Here is a 19358-nt window from a genome sequence, read left to right on the forward strand (position 1 = left end):
GTAGCGGCGGCAATCAGTGGAAAGATGCAGTCGGCAGATATGAAAAAGCTGATCCTGCTGAATTTTCCTTACATTATCGCCTTTTACATGGTGGAGAAAGCCGCATGGCTGTACCGACACTGTAATGGCGATACCATCGTGGACAGGCTGATGGTTCTTTTTATGAACTTCGGTCTGGCCTACAAGAGTTATCTGCCAAGTGTCCATCCGTTCGACTTGCTGGTGGGTCTGATCGGTGCAGCAGCACTGAAAGCCGTGATCTACTTTAAGGGGAAGAACGCAAAGAAGTATCGTCAGGGAGAGGAATACGGCTCTGCCCGGTGGGGCAATGCCAAGGACATTGAACCTTTTATTGACCCGGTATTCGAGAATAATGTGCTGCTCACCCAGACGGAACGGTTGATGATGAGCGGCAGACCAAAGCATCCGAAGTATGCCAGAAACAAGAATGTCATTGTGATCGGCGGCTCTGGCAGTGGCAAGACACGGTTTTTCGTAAAGCCCAATCTGATGCAGATGCCCGAAAAGGTCAGCTATGTCTGTACTGACCCGAAAGGTACGATCATCATTGAATGCGGAAAGATGCTCTCGGATGCCGGGTACAAAATCAAAGTCCTGAACACGATCAATTTCAAGAAGTCGATGCACTATAACCCGTTCCACTATATCCGCAGTGAGAAAGATATTCTGAAACTGGTCAATACGATTATCGCCAACACGAAAGGAGACGGCGAGAAGTCCGGCGAAGATTTCTGGGTCAAGGCAGAACGCCTGCTCTACTGCGCACTCATCGGTTATATCTACTATGAAGCCCCGGAAGAAGAACAGAACTTCTCCACGCTGCTGGAATTTATCAATGCCAGCGAAGCCCGCGAGGATGATGAAGAGTTCAAGAATCCGGTCGATGAACTATTTGAGGATTTGGAAAAGGCTAAACCAGAACACTTTGCCGTGCGGCAGTACAAAAAGTACAAGCTGGCGGCAGGTAAAACGGCGAAGTCCATTCTGATTTCCTGCGGTGCGAGACTGGCTCCATTTGACATTAAGGAACTGCGTGACCTGATGGTATACGACGAGATGGAGCTGGATATGCTGGGAGATCAGCGCACGGCAATGTTCGTTATTATCTCCGATACAGATGATACCTTCAATTTTGTGGTGTCGATCCTGTACACACAGCTATTCAATTTGCTTTGTGATAAGGCGGACGATGAACACGGTGGCAGACTTCCGTACCATGTGCGGCTGCTCCTGGACGAGTTTGCAAACATCGGCCAGATTCCAAAGTTCGATAAACTGATCGCTACCATCCGCAGCCGTGAGATTTCTGCTTCGATTATTCTCCAATCGCAAAGCCAGCTAAAGACCATTTACAAGGATGCCGCAGAAACCATCATTGGCAACTGCGACACGATGCTGTTCCTTGGCGGCAAGGAAAGCTCCACCCTCAAGGAGATTTCTGAAACCCTGGGCAAGGAAACCATCGACCTTTACAACACATCGGATACCCGCGGCAACAGCCCCTCTTTTGGCACAAACTACCAAAAGACCGGAAAAGAACTGATGAGCCGGGATGAGCTTGCAGTCATGGACGGCAGCAAGTGCATCTTACAGTTAAGAGGTGTCAGACCATTCCTGAGCGATAAGTTTGATATTACCAAACATAAGCGGTACAAGGAACTTTCGGATTTCGACAAGAAAAACGAGTTCGACGTAGAACGCTACCTGAAACACGAACTGCTGCTGCTCACCACGGAAGAATTTGACCTTTATGAAGTGGATGTGACCGAACAGGCACAAGAATAAGGAAGGAGGCTTTTATCAACAGCAAGCGATACACCCTCCCACCCGTTCGGGCAGACCCTGAACAGGTGATCCGTATGACCGACACGAAATAACCACCATCTATCATGTGATTCCAAAAGGCTGACTTTATTGAAAATGAAAGGAGAAGCCAGAATCGCAGGAAGCGGGCAGCACCGAAGATGTGCCAGCCCGCTTTCCTTTTGGAATCGCAAATATTCATCAAATCTGCGGTCTGGCGAAAATAATATATGGAATTCTTTAATCAGTCTATTACCGTTCTGCAGACTCTCGTTGTGGCTATTGGCGCAGGTCTTGGCGTTTGGGGTGTTGTCAATCTGATGGAAGGATATGGCAACGACAATCCGGGTGCAAAGTCCCAGGGCATGAAGCAGCTCATGAGCGGTGGCGGCGTCATTCTCATCGGTACGCAGCTGATCCCTCTGCTCTCTGGTCTGTTCGGCTAAGCACCCGCGATAGGAGGTACTCCCGCCATTGTTCGATAATATCTTTGCAGCCATCGAAAAATGGATGCGGGAACTTCTGACAGGAATGGTGGAGTCCAACATGAGTACGATGTTCACGGATGTCAATGAAAAGACAAGTGAGATCGCGGCTCAGGTTGGACGCACTCCACAAAACTGGAACAGCAGCGTTTTCAGTATGATTCAGAACTTATCAGAGTCGGTGGTAGTTCCGATTGCCGGAATCATCATCACTCTGGTACTCTGCTATGAGCTGATCTCGATGCTGACCGAGCGAAACAACCTGCATGATGTAGATACATGGATGTTCTTCAAGTATTTTGTCAAGGCATGGGTCGCAATCTATCTGGTCAGCAATACGTTCACAATTACAATGGCAGTCTTTGACGTTGGACAATCGGTAGTTAATTCGGCTTCCGGTATCATCAACGGCGAGACTGCCATTGATGTTAGTTCGCTGTCCATGCAGATGCAGGCGGCGATGGCAACCATGGAGATCGGTGAACTGGTAGTGATGGCTCTTGAAACCTTCCTTGTCAGCTTCTGCATGAAAATTATGTCGGTGGTGATAACTGTCATTGTCTATGGGCGCATGATAGAGATTTATCTCTATACATCGCTTGCCCCGATCCCGTTCGCAACGATGAGCAACCGTGAATGGGGTCATGTAGGAACCAACTATTTCAGAGGACTGTTCGCCCTTGCATTTCAGGCATTTCTGATGATGGTCTGTGTGGCGATTTACGCAGCATTGATCTCTTCGGTGCGGATTTCCAGCAATATGCACTCCGCACTGATCGGCGTTGCAGCGTATACCGTGATTCTGTGCTTCAGCCTGATGAAAACGGGAAGTCTGTCCAAACAGATCTTCGGCAGTCACTAAAACCGGGAAAATCCGAGGAAAGGAAAGACAGCAGATAAAAGCCGTATCCCGGCGGCGTGTCTGGCTGTCATGGTGAAGAATGGCTTATGTAACGATCCCGAAAGACCTGTCCAAAGTCAAAAACAAGGTCTTTCTCAACCTGACAAAGCGGCAGCTCATCTGTATGGGCTTTGCGGCATCCATTGGTGTTCCGTTCTACTTTCTCACACGGGGAACACTTGGCACAAGCAACGCGGCGGCGGGCATGGTGCTGCTGATGCTCCCGGAATTTTTCTTTGCGCTGTTCGAGAAAAACGGGATGCACCTTGAAACCATTCTGACGAACTTCATCAATGTCCGTTTCAAACGTCCGGCGGTTCGCCGCTACGAGATCGAAAATCTGTACGAATATGAGCCGGAGAAACCTGTAACACCAAAAGTGAAGAAGGGAGGCATTATTGGGAAAAGAAAAGGATAAGAAGCCGCTGTTCGGCGGCATCTTCCAGAAATTCTTCAAGCCGTCTGCAAAGGCAGAAGCAAAAAAGAAGAAAGAGCATCACTTGACCGTGCAGCGGTCGATTCCGTATCTGGAAATGGGACGGGACGGCATCTGCCGGGTGGAGGAACATCTGTATTCCAAAACCGTCCGCTTCTATGACATCAACTATCAGCTCGCGCAAAACGAAGATAAGAACACCATTTTTGAAAGCTGGTGTGACTTCCTCAACTACTTTGATTCCAGCATCCGCTTTCAGCTTTCGTTCATTAACCACAAAAGTGATATGAGCGAATACAACAAGGTCATTCAGATTGAGCCGCAGCATGACCAGTTCGATGATGTACGCATGGAATATGCGCAGATGTTGAAACAGCAGCTTGCCAAGGGCAACAACGGTCTGGTTCGGACGAAGTACATCACGTTCAGCATTGAAGCCAAAAGCGTGAAAGAAGCAAAGCCCCGGCTGGAGCGTATCGAAACCGATATTCTCAACAATTTCAAGGTGCTGGGCGTAAAAGCATATCCTCTGAATGGTGTGGAACGATTACAGATCATGTACGAGATGTTCCATCAGGAGGAAGAACGGAAGTTTGAGTTCAGCTATGACCGCATCCTGCAAAGCGGCATGACTACCAAGGACTTCATTGCTCCGACCAGTTTTCTGTTCAAGAGCGGCAAGGACTTCCAGATGGGAGATACTATCGGCGCAGTATCCTATCTGAACATCCTTGCCCCGGAACTGACGGATAAGGTTCTGGCAGAGTTTCTGGACATGGACAAGAATCTGGTGGTCAGCATCCATGTGCAGTCGGTAGACCAGCTCAAGGCAATCAAACTCATCAAGGGCAAGATCACAGACCTTGACCGCATGAAGATTGAGGAAGTGCGCCCAGATAGGGCATTGTGTAGTGTAGCGTAAGGGACTACCCCGTAGGATAACGCGGGAAACAACCTGCCTAACCGAAAGGCGAAAGCTGAAACGGGAACAGAGCACGGCAGGAAAGCGGTAAGTCACTGAAAGACAGTATTGTGCGACTGAACCGCCATGTTAAGCGGATACGAGGATGAAGTTGGGTTTACTGATACGCAAGTTTCTAATTTCTGTTATTTTCAGGCGGAGGAAAATGTCTGAAACCTCTGTCATGAACGCGATGGATGATGCTCTTCCATCCATCGGTTATCTCAATGTTCATGGAATCTGTAGGAGAACCTATGGCAAGGAAACGAAAGCGCATACCGACAATCCGCATTTCCCTACACACAATGTTAACTGGGGATACCCTACACAGGAACGCCTGAAAAGGCTATGGCTGTAGAGCCTGAAAATCCTGCATGGGTACGGAACGCTCATAGTAGTCCGAGAGGGATAATGACCCTTACATGGCGAAGGAGCGTAGTTATTGTGTACTAAGATAGAACGTTGATTAGGGAGGAAAACCTCATTGCAACCAACAACCGAAATTTTAGAAAGAATCAGCAAAGACTCATTAACCCATAAGGAAGAAGTATTTACTAGATTGTATCGCTATCTGCTGCGCCCAGATATTTACTATCAGGCATACCAGCGTCTGTACACGAACAAGGGTGCATCGACAAAAGGTATCAATCAAGACACAGCAGACGGTTTCAGCGAAGCTAAGATTGAAAAAATCATTCAGTCCTTGGCAGATGAAACCTATCAGCCCACGCCAGTACGACGAACTTATATTGCAAAGAAAAGCAATCCGAAGAAGAAGCGTCCATTAGGTATTCCGACCTTTACGGACAAATTGGTTCAAGAAGCACTCCGTATGATATTGGAAGCAATTTATGAACCGCTCTTTCTGGACTGCTCGCATGGATTCCGCCCGAAAAGAAGCTGTCACACCGCATTAGACAAATTGAAGTACCAATTTGGTGGTGTGCGTTGGTTTGTTGAGGGGGATATTAAAGGGTGCTTTGACAATATAAATCACGATGCACTGGTTGGATTTATCGGCAGCAAGGTCAAAGATGCACGCATCGTAAAACTGGTCTACAAATTTCTAAAAGCAGGATATTTGGAAGATTGGGTTTACCACAAAACCTACAGCGGCACACCGCAAGGCGGTATTCTTTCACCGTTGCTGGCAAACATCTATCTGCACGAACTTGATAAATTCGTCATGCAGCTAAAAGACGAATTTGACACTCCTGAAAAAGGGAAAATCACCCCGGAATACCGTGAACTGCACAATAGAATCAAAAATCTTTGCTACCACATCGACAGAAAGAATGGAGTAGAAAGAGAAAGCATGATTGCAGAGTGTAAAACACTCCGCAAACAACTTTTGAAAACTCCTTGCACAGCACAGACGGATAAAAAGCTCAAATATATCCGCTATGCAGATGATTTTATTATTGGTGTAAAGGGCAGTAAAGAGGATTGCCAGTGGATTAAGAGCAAACTCTCTGAGTTTATTGGGCAAACACTCAAGATGGAACTCAGCGAAGAAAAGACACTTATTACCCACAGCAGTGAATGTGCCCGGTTCTTAGGTTTTGATGTTCGTGTCAGAAGATGTGAGAAAGTAAAGCGGAACAAGAAAGGCACAAAAGCGAGAACTCTCAACAACCATGTTGAACTGCTAGTGCCATTCGATGACAAAATCCACAACTTTATTTTCTCAAAGGGTATAGCGATACAGAAAAAGGACGGAAAGCTATTTCCCGTTCACAGAAATTCCCTGCTACGGCTGACAGACCTTGAGATAGTCACAGTTTACAACGATGAGTTGAGAGGTATTTGTAATTATTACGGAATAGCCAGCAACTTCTGTAAACTGAAATATCTGTCTTACCTTATGGAATACAGCTGCCTAAAAACGCTTGCAGCAAAACACAAAAGCAAAATCTCAAAAGTTGTTGCTATGTATAAAGACGGAACTGGCGAATGGGGTATCCCCTATGAAACGAAAAAGAAAGCCAAGCGCCGCTATTTCGCCAACTATATGGACTGTAAAGATGCGAAAATTTCAACAGACTGCATTAGCAATGCCGCAATTATTTATGGTCAGTCGGTAACACCGCTTGAGAAGCGTTTGAAAGCAAGAATTTGTGAACTCTGTGGCACAACGGAAAGCGAACGTTACGAAATCCACCATATCAATAAACTGAAAAACCTTAAAGGAAAAGAACCGTGGGAAATCGCAATGTTAGCAAAACGGCGAAAGACACTTGTAGTGTGTGAGCATTGCCACCATCTAATTCACAATCAATGAGTTTTTCTGACCGAACAATGACAGAGCCGTATACTTCGAGAGAGGTAAGTACGGTTCCCGGAGAGGGTGATGCAAACCTGCTATTGCAAGATAGTAAGGCGGCAGCTCCCTACTCCACCAGAAAAAGGCGGTGCGTTCCGGCTATGATATGGAAATTATTCCGAGTGACCTTGCAACTTATGGTGGTGAAGCCAAGAAGATTCTGGATGATTTGCAGAGCCGCAATGAGCGTATGTTCCTTATTACGGTGCTGTTCCTCAATGCTGCGAAAACCAAACAGGAGCTGGATAGTGCAGTGTTTCAGACGGCTGGTATCGCTCAGAAGTTCAACTGCACATTGAATCGACTGGACTATATGCAGGAGCAGGGGCTTATGAGCAGTCTGCCGCTGGCCAATAATCTGGTTCCCATCAAGCGGGCATTGACTACAACTTCCACTGCCATCTTCGTGCCGTTCACCACGCAGGAACTTTTCATGGAGGGTGATTCCCTCTACTACGGTCTGAATGCCGTGTCCAACAACATGATTATGGCAGACCGAAAACAGCTCAAAAACCCGAACGGTCTGATTCTTGGAACACCGGGCAGTGGTAAGTCGTTCAGCGCAAAGCGTGAAATGACAAACGTGTTCTTCACGACAACGGACGATATTATCATCGCAGACCCGGAAGGCGAGGTGCGACACGAAGTCGCGTAATGTATTGCGTGTAAACGCTACTCTATCCATTTGGAGTAACCCTACTGTGACCTGCACTGGTCAAAAGCCGGCGTTGGGAAGCTCACAGGACAATATGGGAAATCTGCCAGCCTAAAGCGGATGTACTGTTAGGGTAAAGAATGCTATGTCGAACGTAATGTGAATCATCGTAAGGATCGTTACAGGGAATAGGTGAAATAAGGCTGATACACCTACACCAAAAGGTGTTGGAGGTGACCGAGGGGCCTTTCGCTACCCCGAAGCAAATGGACACAAATCCTCCCGGTTCAAAGATGGCGGCTAAGGCATTCGAGAATTATGCATTACGTGGAACGTGGAAAACCCTATGCGTTCCTTGAACAAAGGTATCGACCTCGCAAGAGGAAGAAATGGCGCAGAGGGTATGAGATGGAATAAAAAGCGAAAGGTTCACTGTAACGGTGAGCATAGGGGTTCAAAATTTGCCCTGACCTGAAAGGGTGCTGACTTATTCCGGGTATTTCATGGCAAGATTGGAGGTATTCCTGTGAACGATAAGTATTCAACGACGGAAGGTAAAACTTCTGAGAAGCTGTCGGACGAAGCTATGTTGAGTGCCCAATGGAAAAACATTGACTGGCATAAGGCAGAGCGGGAAGTCAACAGGCTACAAATCAGGATTGTCAAGGCAACTCAGCAAAAAGACTACAACGCAGTAAAACGACTTCAGTATCTTCTGACACATTCCTTTTACGCCAAAGCACTGGCTGTCAAGCGTGTCGTTACCAACGATGGGCGCAAGACTCCCGGTGTGGATGGTGTTCTCTGGAACACCCCGGCGAAGAAAATGAAAGCGGTTCTATCGCTGACAGATAAAGGGTATCGTGCGCGTCCTCTCCGTAGAGTGTATATCGAAAAGAAGGACAAGAAGAAAAAACGTCCGTTGGGGATTCCCACGATGTATGACCGCGCAATGCAGGCTCTTTATGCTTTGGCACTGGAACCGGTGGCGGAAACAACAGCAGATGGGAAATCCTTTGGTTTCCGAAAAGGAAGATGCGCACAGGATGCCTGCGAATATCTGTTCAATGCACTGTCGCGCAAGCACATTTCTCCGAAGTGGGTTTTGGAGGGTGACATCAAAGGTTGCTTCGACCATATCAGCCATGATTGGCTTCTGGCGAACATCCCCATGGACAAGAACATTTTGAAGCAGTTCTTAAAGGCGGGATTTATCTATCAGCGCGAACTCTTTCCTACCGAGGAAGGAACTCCGCAAGGTGGTATTATCTCCCCCATTCTGGCGAACATGACGCTGGATGGTATCGAGAAGAAGCTGGTCGAACGCTTTCACACGAACGCGCTCGGTAAGGTCGATTCAAGATTTAAGAATGCCCACAAAGTAAACTTCGTCCGCTATGCAGACGATTTGTGGTCACAGCGGCAACACCTGAACTGGCTCTTGAAGCAAAGGAGCTGATTCGAGAGTTTCTCGCTGAACGCGGATTGGAACTTTCTGATGAAAAGACCGTTGTCACCAACATTGACGATGGTTTCGACTTCCTCGGCTGGAACTTCAGAAAGTATAACGAAAAGCTGATTATCAAGCCTTCCAAAAAGGCGGTCAAGGCTATCGTTTCCAATATCTCTGACACGATTCTCCGCAGAGGAAAAGCGTGGCAGCAAGATGTTCTGATTATGAAGTTGAATGAACAAATTCGAGGTTGGACTAATTACCACCAGTCCGTATGCGCAAGTGATGCGTTCGCGCATCTGGATTATGTCCTGTACGAACTGCTGTGGCGATGGGCTAAAAGACGGCACCCAAAGAAGAACAAGTGGTGGATTTCCATGAGATACTGGCATCGTGTCGGTAATCGGAACTGGGTGTTCTCTACGGAAAACAAGGAGCTGATACGGGTAGACAGCACAGCCATTGTGCGACATACCAAGATAAAAGCTACTGCAAATCCGTTCCTCGATGAGGCGTATTTTCAAAAAAGGAAATTCGATAAAGGAATGCACCGGCTGACTGGAAAATTCAAGACGATTTGGAAAAACCAGAACGGGCTGTGCTACCACTGCGGAATGCCGATGGATGTAACGGAAGAAAGAGAAATCTTCTACCTTGCACCAAAAGCAAAGACTGGCGTGGAAGATGTTCGTAATATGCGCTACGTTCATTGCGCCTGTCAGAGAATTTATGCTGAGAACCGCTTGAAAAAGTGATGAAATGCTTGAGCCGTATGACGGGAAACTGTCACGTACGGTTCTTAGGCGGGAAGGCGGTGGTAACACCGCTGACCCAGCCGATTATTATCCGCTGGTCGAAGCCCTGGGCGGGCAGGTCATTCATATCTCATCCACCAGCCGGGACTACATCAATCCGATGGACATTAACCTGAACTATGCGGACGATGATAACCCGTTGGGCATGAAATCGGATTTCATACTTTCCCTGTGTGAACTTATCATGGGCGCACGGGATGGCATGGAGCCGGAAGAAAAATCCGTCATTGACCGATGCCTGCCGCTGGTCTATCAGAAATATCTGAATGATCCGAAGCCGGAGAATATGCCGATTCTCGGCGATCTGTACGACTGCCTGCGGGAGCAGAAAGAACGGCAGGCACAGCGCATCGCCACGGCACTGGAAATCTACGTCAATGGTTCTCTGCGGGTGTTCAACCACCAGACGAATGTGGAGCTGGATAACCGCCTTATCTGCTTTGACATCAAAGAATTGGGAAAGCAGCTCAAAAAGCTGGGTATGCTCATCGTGCAGGATCAGGTGTGGAATCGTGTCACCATCAACCGCAATGCAAAGAAAAACACACGATACTACATTGATGAGTTCCACTTGCTCTTAAAGGAAGAGCAGACTGCTGCATACAGTGTTGAAATCTGGAAGCGTTTCCGAAAATGGGGCGGCATCCCCACGGGTATTACGCAGAACATTAAAGACCTGCTGGCAAGCCGGGAGATCGAGAACATCTTTGAAAATAGCGATTTCATCTATATGCTGAATCAGGCATCCGGCGATAGGCAGATTCTTGCAAAGCAGCTCAACATTTCGCCGTTCCAGCTTTCCTATGTGACGAACAGCAACGAGGGCGAGGGACTACTGTTCTACGGCAACACCATTATCCCGTTCAAGGACAAGTTTGATACTTCGCTGAAACTCTATGGTCTTATGACCACGAAACCGAATGAAATTGCAAAATACAGGGAGAGGAAAGACGCATGATGAAAGAGAAAAAACTGAGCCAGATGATCCTGAAGCTGCATGACCGTGCTGAGGCAGCAAAATACGATGGCGATTCTAGCCCGCCTTATCAGGAAGTGAAAATGCTGAACTTCCACGATGAGGAATCGGTGGTGCATACGGTGCTGGAGGACTTTTACGCAGTCGGCGCACTGGCAGATGAACTGACCCACGGATTCCACATGGAAGAGCGGGGCTACATCGACCGCACGGAGGTCAATTCCCGGCTGATCGCTTTTGCCAGGGAGCTGGAGCGGATTCTCGATAAATGGGAGACTCATGCAGTCCTGATTGCATGAGTTTCCTGCCGGACGGGAGGTGAATCCGATGGCAGACAAGCGATTCCGGGGCAGAGATAAAATCGTCCAGAAAATGACCAAAGACGGTCTGGTGGAAGAGAATCTCCGCACCGGGGAAACCAAGTCCGCAGTTGAAGAAGAACCACCGAAGAAGGAAGATTCGGAAAAAGACGCTGCGGAAAGTGCAGAAGAAACCCCTGTTGTGAAAGAAGATGTGTGCATGGATGCCGAGGATGGAGAGGAGGAAAAGCCCCGGCGCAGCACCGCCAAGCAGAGTACAGAATATTATAAAGCCCATCAGGAGGATGGCAAAGCGAAAGAAAAAGATGCTTCGCCAGTGGACGAAGATGCAGAGCCTGCGCCGAAGAAAAAGGGCCGCTTATCGTTTGATGATGAGCAGCAGGGCGGCATTGTCCGGGGCGCAGGGCTGGGCATTAAGAAGGTGGCGAAGAAAGGAGTGGATACCGCCACTGGTTTTGCCCATAACAAGGTGCATCAGGTCGAAAAGGAAAACTCCGGCGTGGAGTCGGCGCACAAGAGCGAAGAAACGCTGGAAGGATTGTACCGATTCTCCAAAGGCAGGAAAAAGACCAGAGAGAAATCCGCAAGAGCTGAGAAAAAGGTCACTGCGGAAAAGAAATCCAGCCGTCTGAAATTTTCGGAGAGTGAGGGCGGCATGGCCGAAGAAGTGGCAGAAACGTCACTGAAAAAGAAACCGCACCTGCCACCACCGACTGCCGCAGGAGGTGAAGCAACAAAGACAGTCGGTTCAAAATTCTATCAGAAAAAGCAGTATAAGGATGCCTATGCAGCAGCCAAGCGAGGTCGGAAAGCTGGAAACGCTGCCAGCAAGCAGGCGGCAACGGCGGCGAACACGCTTGCCGAAAAAGCAAAAGCGGCGGTGCAGGAAATCGTTGTGCAGAACAAGACCCTGTGGGCGGGACTTGGCATCGCAGCACTGGTGCTCATGCTGATTATGGGCGCATTTTCAAGCTGTTCCGCAGCGATCCAGGGAACGGGCAGCACCTTTATCGGAACGACGTATCCTAGTAAGGATGCTGACATGAAAGGTGCAGAAGAAGATTATCTGGAACTGGAGCGAAAGCTGGATGAGCAGATACGGCAGATGGAGTCCACGCATCCCGGCTATGACGAATACCGTTACCAGTTGGATGAGATCGGGCATGACCCGTATCAGCTGATATCTCATCTGACTGCCGTATATGAGCAGTTCACCAGAGGACAGGTGAAAACCGTCATCAAGTCGCTGTTTGAGCAGCAGTATCTCCTGAAAGTCTGGGAAACGATAGAGATTCGCACACGCATGGAAACCAGAGTAGGGATTCGGCCAACGATTGACGCTTTTGGAAACGTCAGCATGGAAACCTATACCTATCAGGAAGAAGTGGAGTATGAGTACAAAATCCTCAACGTCCTGCTGAAGAACAAGGGCTTTGATACCATTGCCAGAAAGAACATGGATCGGAAGCAGACTGGGCGGTATGATGCCTACAATCTGACCTATGGCAATCGCCCGGAACTGTTTGGCGCAGGCTCACCTACATACAGCGGCGGCACAACAGGAAGCATTGGCTCTGGCGGTTCGGGTGGAACAGGCGGCAGTTCCGGCGGTGGTTTCCGATATGATATTCCAGAAGAAGCCCTGTCGGATGAAAAGTTTGCAAGGATGATTGCAGAAGCCGAAAAGTATCTGGGTATGCCGTATGTGTGGGGCGGAAGTTCGCCCAGCACCAGTTTTGACTGCTCTGGCTTTGTCTGCTGGGTCATCAATAACTGCGGCAATGGCTGGAATGTCGGACGCACGACAGCAAACGGACTGCGCGGCAAGTGCAGCTACGTTTCTCCTGCAAATGCACAGCCGGGTGACTTGATCTTCTTTGAAAAAACCTATAATACCGTCGGCGCGTCGCACGTTGGCATCTATGTTGGCAACGGCATGATGATTCACTGCGGCGACCCGATTTCTTATACCAGCATCAATTCGACCTACTGGCAGAACCACTTCCTTGGTTTTGGCAGAATCAAGTAGAGGAAAGGAGAGAAGCTAGATGAGCAAAAAGCTGAAGAAGTTTTTGAATGATGCAGAGAAAACCGAAAGCAAGATCGCGGAACTGGAAGAGTACCTGAGAAATGTCCGGGCTGCACAGAAAAAGGAAGAGGACAATGAGATCGTTCGGGCTATCCGCAGCACAAAGCTGGGCGGGCGTGACCTGTTGGCGCTGCTGGAAAATATCCAGGCGGGGAATGTGACGTTCCAGACAACCGTGAATAACGAGAATAAGACTTCGGAAGAAGCAGAAATGGAGGATGTGATTGCGAAAGATGCTTAAAAAGCTGGGTATTGTGATTCCCAGTGCAGTGCTGACCCTGCTGATGGCAGTGGGCTTTTCCACTCCGGCATTTGCCTATGTGGAGCCGGAAGTCAAAGAGGAACCTGTGCAGGTCATTGAGGAAGAAGAGCCTACTGAAGAGGAAAAGTTTCCGTTCACCATTGCGGGCAATGGCGAGGTGGAGGATAACATCACAGACGATTCAAGTAAGGAGTTCTTTACGGTCAAGACCAAGGGCGGCAATACTTTCTTTCTAGTGATCGACCGGGCAAGGAACAATGAGAATGTGTATATGCTTTCCATGATCGACGAGTACGATTTGCAGGAGTTCTTGACCGATGAGGAACGCAACGGCAAGGAGGAAGAGAAGCCGGCAGTTGTGCTGCCGGAAACCAAACCTGAGCCGGAACCGGAGGTTGAGATCGAAGAGCCGGAGCAGGACGATGGAAAGCTGACTAAGATTCTGGCAATCGTATTTGTCCTGGGTGTGGGCGGTGCAGGCGCATTCTTCTATTTCTACATTTATAAGCCGAAGCAGAGTGAGCCGGAAGTATCGAAAGAAAATCTGGAATATGAAGCTCTGCCGACAAAGAATGAGGATGAGGAAGCAGGGCAAGACGCAGAAACCGAAGAATAATAGAAAAACCGTATAATCTAGTGGTGCAGGGATGGTCTGATTCGGACTGTCCCTGCTTTTTTCAAACAAGCAGGAGGATACATGAAATATCTTGTGATAGCAGAAAAGCCGAGTGTGGCACGTTCCATCTCGAAAGTGATCGGTGCATACAAACATGAGGACGGGTATCTGGAGGGTGGGGATTGCGTGGTGAGCTGGTGTCTGGGGCATCTGGCAGAGTATGCAGCCCCGGAGTATTACGATGAACGCTATAAAAGCTGGCGGTTTGATGATCTTCCGATTCTCCCGGAAGAATGGAAATTGTTGGTTTCGGAAGATAAGAAAGCGCATTTCAATATCCTGCGAAAGCTCCTCCGAAGCAAAGATTTTGATTATGTGGTAAATGCCTGCGACGCAGGGCGTGAGGGCGAAGCAATCTTTCGCCGTGTGTACGGTCTGGCAGACAGCAAACTCCCGGTCAAACGGCTGTGGATTAGCAGCATGGAAGATTCCGCTATCCAGCAGGGCTTTGATTCCTTAAAGGATGGCGCAGAGTATGACAACCTGTTTGCCGCTTCGGAGTGCAGGGCAAAGGCAGACTGGCTGATTGGTATGAACGGCACACGGGCTTTTACCAAAAAATACGGCAGGCGGCAGACCATTGGACGGGTGCAGACTCCGACACTGGCAATGCTGACGGAACGGCAGGACAAAATCCAGAACTTTGTGAAAGAGCCGTATTACAAAGTAGAAATCACAGGAAATGGCATCGTGGCAGAATCGGAACGGATGGCACAGGAGCAGGATGCGGATACCATGCAGGCAGCTTGTGATGGACAGTGTGCCGTAGTTGGCAGCATTGAGCGCAAACGGAAAGAACAGTCTGCGCCGAAGCTGTATGACTTAACGACCTTGCAGCGAGAAGCTAACCGCTATTATGGTTTTACCGCCAGTCAGACTTTGAAGATCGTACAGGAATTGTACGAAGAAAAGCTGGTGACATACCCGCGAACGGACAGCCAGTACATCACGGAAGATATGCAGCAGACCATGGCAGATTTGCTCAAACACTATGGCGGCGAAGCAGATGGAGTAAAGCAGGTGGTCAATAACAAAAAGGTCACTGACCACCATGCGATTCTGCCGACACTGGAAAGCTGCAAGCGTGGGTCAAACAGCCTGTCCGGGGATAAGGAAAAGGTCTTTGCTCTCATCGTCTGGAAGATGCAACAGGCAGTACAGCCGCCATACATCTATGAAGATGTTCTGGTAACAGTATGCTGTCAGGACAGGAAATTCACTGCAAAATACAAAAATGTCTTGCAGGCGGGACATACCGCAATGCCTGTTCCGTTTGCAGAACAGGAAAAAAGCAAGGATATGGCATTCCCCAAGAAACTGGAACAGGGCGAGGTGATTCCTGTGGTGAGCGCGGAGAAAAAGCAGGGCTTTACATCTCCGCCGAAAGCATTTACCGAAGACACCCTGCTTTCTGCAATGGAAAGCGCAGGCAACAAGGAGTTTGAAAAAGACACGGAAAAGAAAGGACTGGGAACACCTGCGACCCGTGCAGCGATTCTGGAAAAGCTGGTATCTTCCGGCTATGTGGAACGCAAAGGCAAGCAGATTCTTCCCAGTGCAGAGGGGGTTACGGCAATCGCAAATATCCCGGATTACCTGAAATCGGCAAGCATGACCGCTGAGTGGGAAAATGAACTGCTGCGGATGGAACGGGGCGAAACAAAGCCCGCCGACTTCATGCAGGGCATCGGTGGATTGCTGGAACGAATGCTGGCAGACCTCCGGCAAATTCCGACCGTACAGGAATCACCTATTTATAATAAGGTATCTATCGGGAACTGTCCGGTATGTGGAAAGCCCGTCTGTGAAGGCAAGCTGAATTTCTATTGCTCTGACCGGGACTGTAAATTTGCCCTCTGGAAAGAAAGTAAATACCTTTCCGGCATGAAAAAGACGCTCACAAAGAAGATGGCAACTGACCTTTTGAAGAAAGGACGTACCTGTGCAAAAGACTTCTACTCTGCCAAAAAGGACAAGACCTTTGCCGCAGACCTTGTTATGGCAATAGAAAATGGCAGGGCGCAGTACAGTCTTGAATTTCCGAAAACACCAGCTAAGAAGTAAGGAGGGAACGATTGGCGAAATTTAACGATATTCGGGAACTTGCCCAGCAGAACGCACGGTGGGTAAGCAATTCTCCGAAAGACTGGATGAACTATCTGGATGTGGCGGCACGGCTGTACCGCTATTCGTTCAAAGATACTCTGCTGATCCATGCCCAGCGCCCTGATGCGACCGCCTGTGCAGAGCTGGAAGTCTGGAACAAGAAAATGAACCGCTGGGTAAACCGTGGCGCAAAAGGCATTGCACTTTTGGACGATGCCAGCCCACGGGCAAAGCTGCGCTATGTGTTTGACATTGCGGACACGCATCTGGTGCAGGGCGGCAGAACGCCGATCCTCTGGCGCATTGATGATTCGGAACACCAGCAGATGATCCTCGACCATCTGGCAGATACTTATGCTCTGACGCAGACGGACAGCATGAATGCTGCGCTGATGGAACTGGCACAGCAGTTGACCGCTGAAAATCTGGAAGAAGCGATGGATGGTCTGGAATATGAGGTGGCAGACACTTTTCTGGAAGGACTGGATGAAGATAACCTCCGTGTCCGTTTCCGGGAGTTAATGACCAACAGTATTTTCTATACCCTTTCCCGACGCTGCGAACAGGAACCGCTGGAAGTGCTGGACGATGAGGATTTTATCCGTATTGTGGATTTCAACCAACTTCCGGTCTTGACCTTCCTGGGCAATGCCGTTTCGGAACAATGTGAAGCGGTTCTCCGTGACATCGGACGGGAAATGCAGAAAATTTACCGAAAAGAAGTCACAGAACATCTTGCAAAAACTGCCGACAGATTGTATAATACCAGTACGGACTTTAGCACATTAAAGCGTGAAACTGAAACGAACATCACTGAAGGAGGAAAACCGTATGGAACTGACTTATCACCGCAAGGGGGACTACCTGTTTCCGAACCTGACCGTACAGGACGAGCCGATGAGCATTGGGAAGTACGGGATGCTGCGCAGGACTTATCTGAGGGAAAACAAGAAGAACTGGTATCAGAGTATGCTGATGAGCGGCAGGCTGAATCAGCATCTGGCGCAGATCGACGAGCAGGCGGAGAACCGGATGGAAGAACTGATCGAGAGCCTGAACGAGAAGTATCCGGCTCCGAACAAGGAAACCGAACAGATGGCATGGGTGGCACATCAGAACAATCTGACCGCGATGGCGGAAGAGATCGTGCTGAAGGAATTGGTGTACAACTAACCGCTGACACAACCGAACAGGATTTGAGCGAAGCAGAGGAAGAAATTGCCTCTGCTTTTTCTCTGCCCAGTCTGCCGACCGTGGAACAGCAGATTCGGACAATCGAAGCCCCGATGCAGGCCCAGTATGCCGATGAGATCACGATTCCGGCAGAAGTTGTGGATGAAATCCTGCGGACGGGAAGCAATCGAAGCAAAAGCCAGCTCCGCCTTATCTATAACTTTATGACCGAACAGACCCCGGAAGAGTATACCGCTTTCGTCAAAAAAGAGTATGGCGAGGGCGGCAAGGGCTTTGAGATCGGTGGCACAAAATATGCGGTCTGGTTCGATGAGTTGGGTATGCAGATTGCCGTTGGCGATACGGTTCGGAACGACCCCAAAAACAAAGCATTTCTGTCCTGGGAAGATGTCAGCTGCAGAATCCATCAGCTTTTGCAGCAGGGAGAGTATGCACCAAAATCGGTTTTGGATGCAGCCCGTGGCAATGCCCTGCATGAACACGCAGAAGCCCTAAGCTATATGGAACGCGATATGGCAGAGGGTGTGGCAGAGATGGTCTTTGCCGATACGTCCATCTTCTCCGGCGGATACCCGGAACTTACAGAACGCCTTGCAAAGCTGCTTGACCAGCCGGAATTTCTGGCTGACCTGAACGAACGTCTTTTAGGACTGGCAGAAGCCTACGCCGAAGATAAAAGTGTGATGCGGATGCAGTTCTACCGCCCGGATAAGGTGTCGGAACGATTTCAGAAGTTCGCCCTCCCGTATCAGCCCTATCAGGCAAGAGAGGGCTTTCAGTGGAATACGCAGAAAGTCTTTATCACGGACGATGAGATCAATGCTTTTCTTGCAGGCGGCGGGCCGTATTCGGATGGCAGACTGGCAACGTACAGTTTTTTCCTTACCCATACGGAGAAAGCAGAACGCGCGGCATTTCTGAAAGACCGATACGGTGTGGGCGGCAGCAGTCATGCACTTTCCCGTGCAGATAATTCCCATGCCAGCTATGACGGCAGAGGTCTTGAACTGGCACGGGGCATCTATGGAAAGCCGGATGCACTTGTAAAGCTGAAATGGAATCAGGCGGCTGAACGAGTTGCAAGGCTCATTGACCAGAGTTTGTATCTGAAGCCTGCGGATTACAGCCGGATGCCGAATTATGAGCATGAGCAGATGGCAAATCGAGTAATTGGCTTTTATTACCACTTGCCCGATGAAGTGGAACGTCCGTTTGAACGGGAACTGCTGAATGAGGATGCCAGAAAGAAACTGCTCGTCATGCTGGCTGATTCGGAACAGGCGGTAGAACTTCTGGAAAAGATGGATGCAGCACTTCTTTCCGTGCCGCTGGATTCCCCGGAATATGCGGAAAAATCAAAGACGCTTGCTGAACTGCACCAGTATGTTGAGGGAACGTACACGATCTTCCCGGAAAAGAAAAAGGCTGTTGAGATTTCTGTTTCTGAGACAGGACAAATATCGCTTTTCGATATTTGGGCGCAGGAACAGGAATCGAAAGAGCATTCAACCACCGCAGTGGTTGAAGAACCCCAGAAGCAGGCGGCAAAGTACAGCAGAAATGTCGGGGATTATCTCTATCTGGAAGATGACCGCCTTTATAAAATCGAACGTGTTACGGATTCTCTGATCTATCTGAAAGATATGGAGCGTCCTGCATGGGCGGCGCGGGTGCTTCGACCGAACCAGTATGATGCAGAACTGGCAAAGAATCCGCTGAATGATTATCTTCTGGCAGGGCAGAAATCTGCATTGAAAGATAGTCGCTGTGTTTACAAAGAATGTCTGTATTCCATGCTGGATGCGGTGCAGCAGAGTGAAATCTATCCGTATCTCCGCGACCGCGATGTGGATGCAGACGAAGCGGAAAAGGAACTTCGGAA

Annotated in this window: 13 protein-coding genes and 3 pseudogenes; all 16 read left to right on the forward strand. The window is 48.9% G+C overall.

Annotated features, from left to right (window positions below; all coding sequences use genetic code 11):
* Window positions 1-186 precede the first annotated feature (186 nt).
* Window positions 187-1806 (forward strand): annotated as a pseudogene (locus tag ACNSPV_RS08135) (VirD4-like conjugal transfer protein, CD1115 family); the annotation flags it as partial.
* A 248-nt stretch (window positions 1807-2054) separates the two neighbouring features.
* The gene (locus ACNSPV_RS08140) at window positions 2055-2270 is read left to right on the forward strand and encodes a Maff2 family protein (protein ID WP_097776607.1); all 216 of its coding nucleotides are present in this window, start codon (window positions 2055-2057) and stop codon (window positions 2268-2270) included.
* A gap of 64 nt (window positions 2271-2334) precedes the next feature.
* The gene (locus ACNSPV_RS08145) at window positions 2335-3171 is read left to right on the forward strand and encodes a VirB6/TrbL-like conjugal transfer protein, CD1112 family (RefSeq protein ID WP_348585197.1); all 837 of its coding nucleotides are present in this window, start codon (window positions 2335-2337) and stop codon (window positions 3169-3171) included.
* A 79-nt stretch (window positions 3172-3250) separates the two neighbouring features.
* Entirely contained in the window at window positions 3251-3628 is a 378-nt protein-coding gene (locus tag ACNSPV_RS08150; protein WP_097776609.1) for a PrgI family protein, read from the forward strand.
* On the forward strand, window positions 3609-4568 hold the full coding sequence (locus ACNSPV_RS08155; protein ID WP_418268268.1) for a hypothetical protein: 960 nt from the start codon (window positions 3609-3611) through the stop codon (window positions 4566-4568). The genes ACNSPV_RS08150 and ACNSPV_RS08155 overlap by 20 nt, the downstream gene beginning before the upstream one ends.
* Window positions 4569-5091: 523 nt before the next feature.
* Complete coding sequence (locus tag ACNSPV_RS08160) at window positions 5092-6888, forward strand: reverse transcriptase domain-containing protein (RefSeq protein WP_154255324.1); 1797 nt, start codon at window positions 5092-5094, stop codon at window positions 6886-6888.
* 118 nt (window positions 6889-7006) lie between these two features.
* Window positions 7007-7564, forward strand: a pseudogene (locus ACNSPV_RS08165) (VirB4-like conjugal transfer ATPase); the annotation flags it as partial.
* 547 nt (window positions 7565-8111) lie between these two features.
* A complete protein-coding gene (locus tag ACNSPV_RS08170; RefSeq protein WP_418268269.1) occupies window positions 8112-9044 on the forward strand; it encodes a reverse transcriptase N-terminal domain-containing protein in 933 nt (310 codons plus the stop codon).
* A complete protein-coding gene (locus ACNSPV_RS08175; protein WP_418268270.1) occupies window positions 8996-9793 on the forward strand; it encodes a group II intron maturase-specific domain-containing protein in 798 nt (265 codons plus the stop codon). Before ACNSPV_RS08170 ends, ACNSPV_RS08175 begins: the two co-directional genes overlap by 49 nt.
* Before the next feature lie 73 nt (window positions 9794-9866).
* Window positions 9867-10811: pseudogene (locus ACNSPV_RS08180) on the forward strand (VirB4-like conjugal transfer ATPase, CD1110 family); the annotation flags it as partial.
* Window positions 10808-11128, forward strand: coding sequence for a hypothetical protein (locus ACNSPV_RS08185; protein WP_118538981.1), 321 nt, complete (start codon window positions 10808-10810; stop codon window positions 11126-11128). The pseudogene ACNSPV_RS08180 and the gene ACNSPV_RS08185, both read left to right, overlap by 4 nt.
* A 28-nt stretch (window positions 11129-11156) precedes the next feature.
* A complete protein-coding gene (locus ACNSPV_RS08190) occupies window positions 11157-13178 on the forward strand; it encodes a CD1108 family mobile element protein (protein ID WP_348583746.1) in 2022 nt (673 codons plus the stop codon).
* A gap of 19 nt (window positions 13179-13197) precedes the next feature.
* The gene (locus tag ACNSPV_RS08195; RefSeq protein ID WP_097776613.1) at window positions 13198-13479 is read left to right on the forward strand and encodes a DUF4315 family protein; all 282 of its coding nucleotides are present in this window, start codon (window positions 13198-13200) and stop codon (window positions 13477-13479) included.
* Window positions 13472-14116: a CD1107 family mobile element protein gene (locus ACNSPV_RS08200; RefSeq protein WP_186854998.1), complete on the forward strand. Its 645-nt coding sequence runs from the start codon at window positions 13472-13474 to the stop codon at window positions 14114-14116. The genes ACNSPV_RS08195 and ACNSPV_RS08200 overlap by 8 nt, the downstream gene beginning before the upstream one ends.
* Before the next feature lie 81 nt (window positions 14117-14197).
* Window positions 14198-16240 (forward strand): DNA topoisomerase 3, encoded by a 2043-nt coding sequence (locus ACNSPV_RS08205; protein WP_348583745.1) that lies wholly within the window; start codon window positions 14198-14200, stop codon window positions 16238-16240.
* 939 nt (window positions 16241-17179) lie between these two features.
* Complete coding sequence (locus tag ACNSPV_RS08210) at window positions 17180-17455, forward strand: TnpV protein (protein ID WP_418268302.1); 276 nt, start codon at window positions 17180-17182, stop codon at window positions 17453-17455.
* The last annotated feature ends 1903 nt before the right edge of the window (window positions 17456-19358 follow it).

It is taken from the genome of Faecalibacterium sp. 3, from assembly GCF_048323735.1.
Taxonomy (GTDB): domain Bacteria; phylum Bacillota; class Clostridia; order Oscillospirales; family Ruminococcaceae; genus Faecalibacterium; species Faecalibacterium wellingii.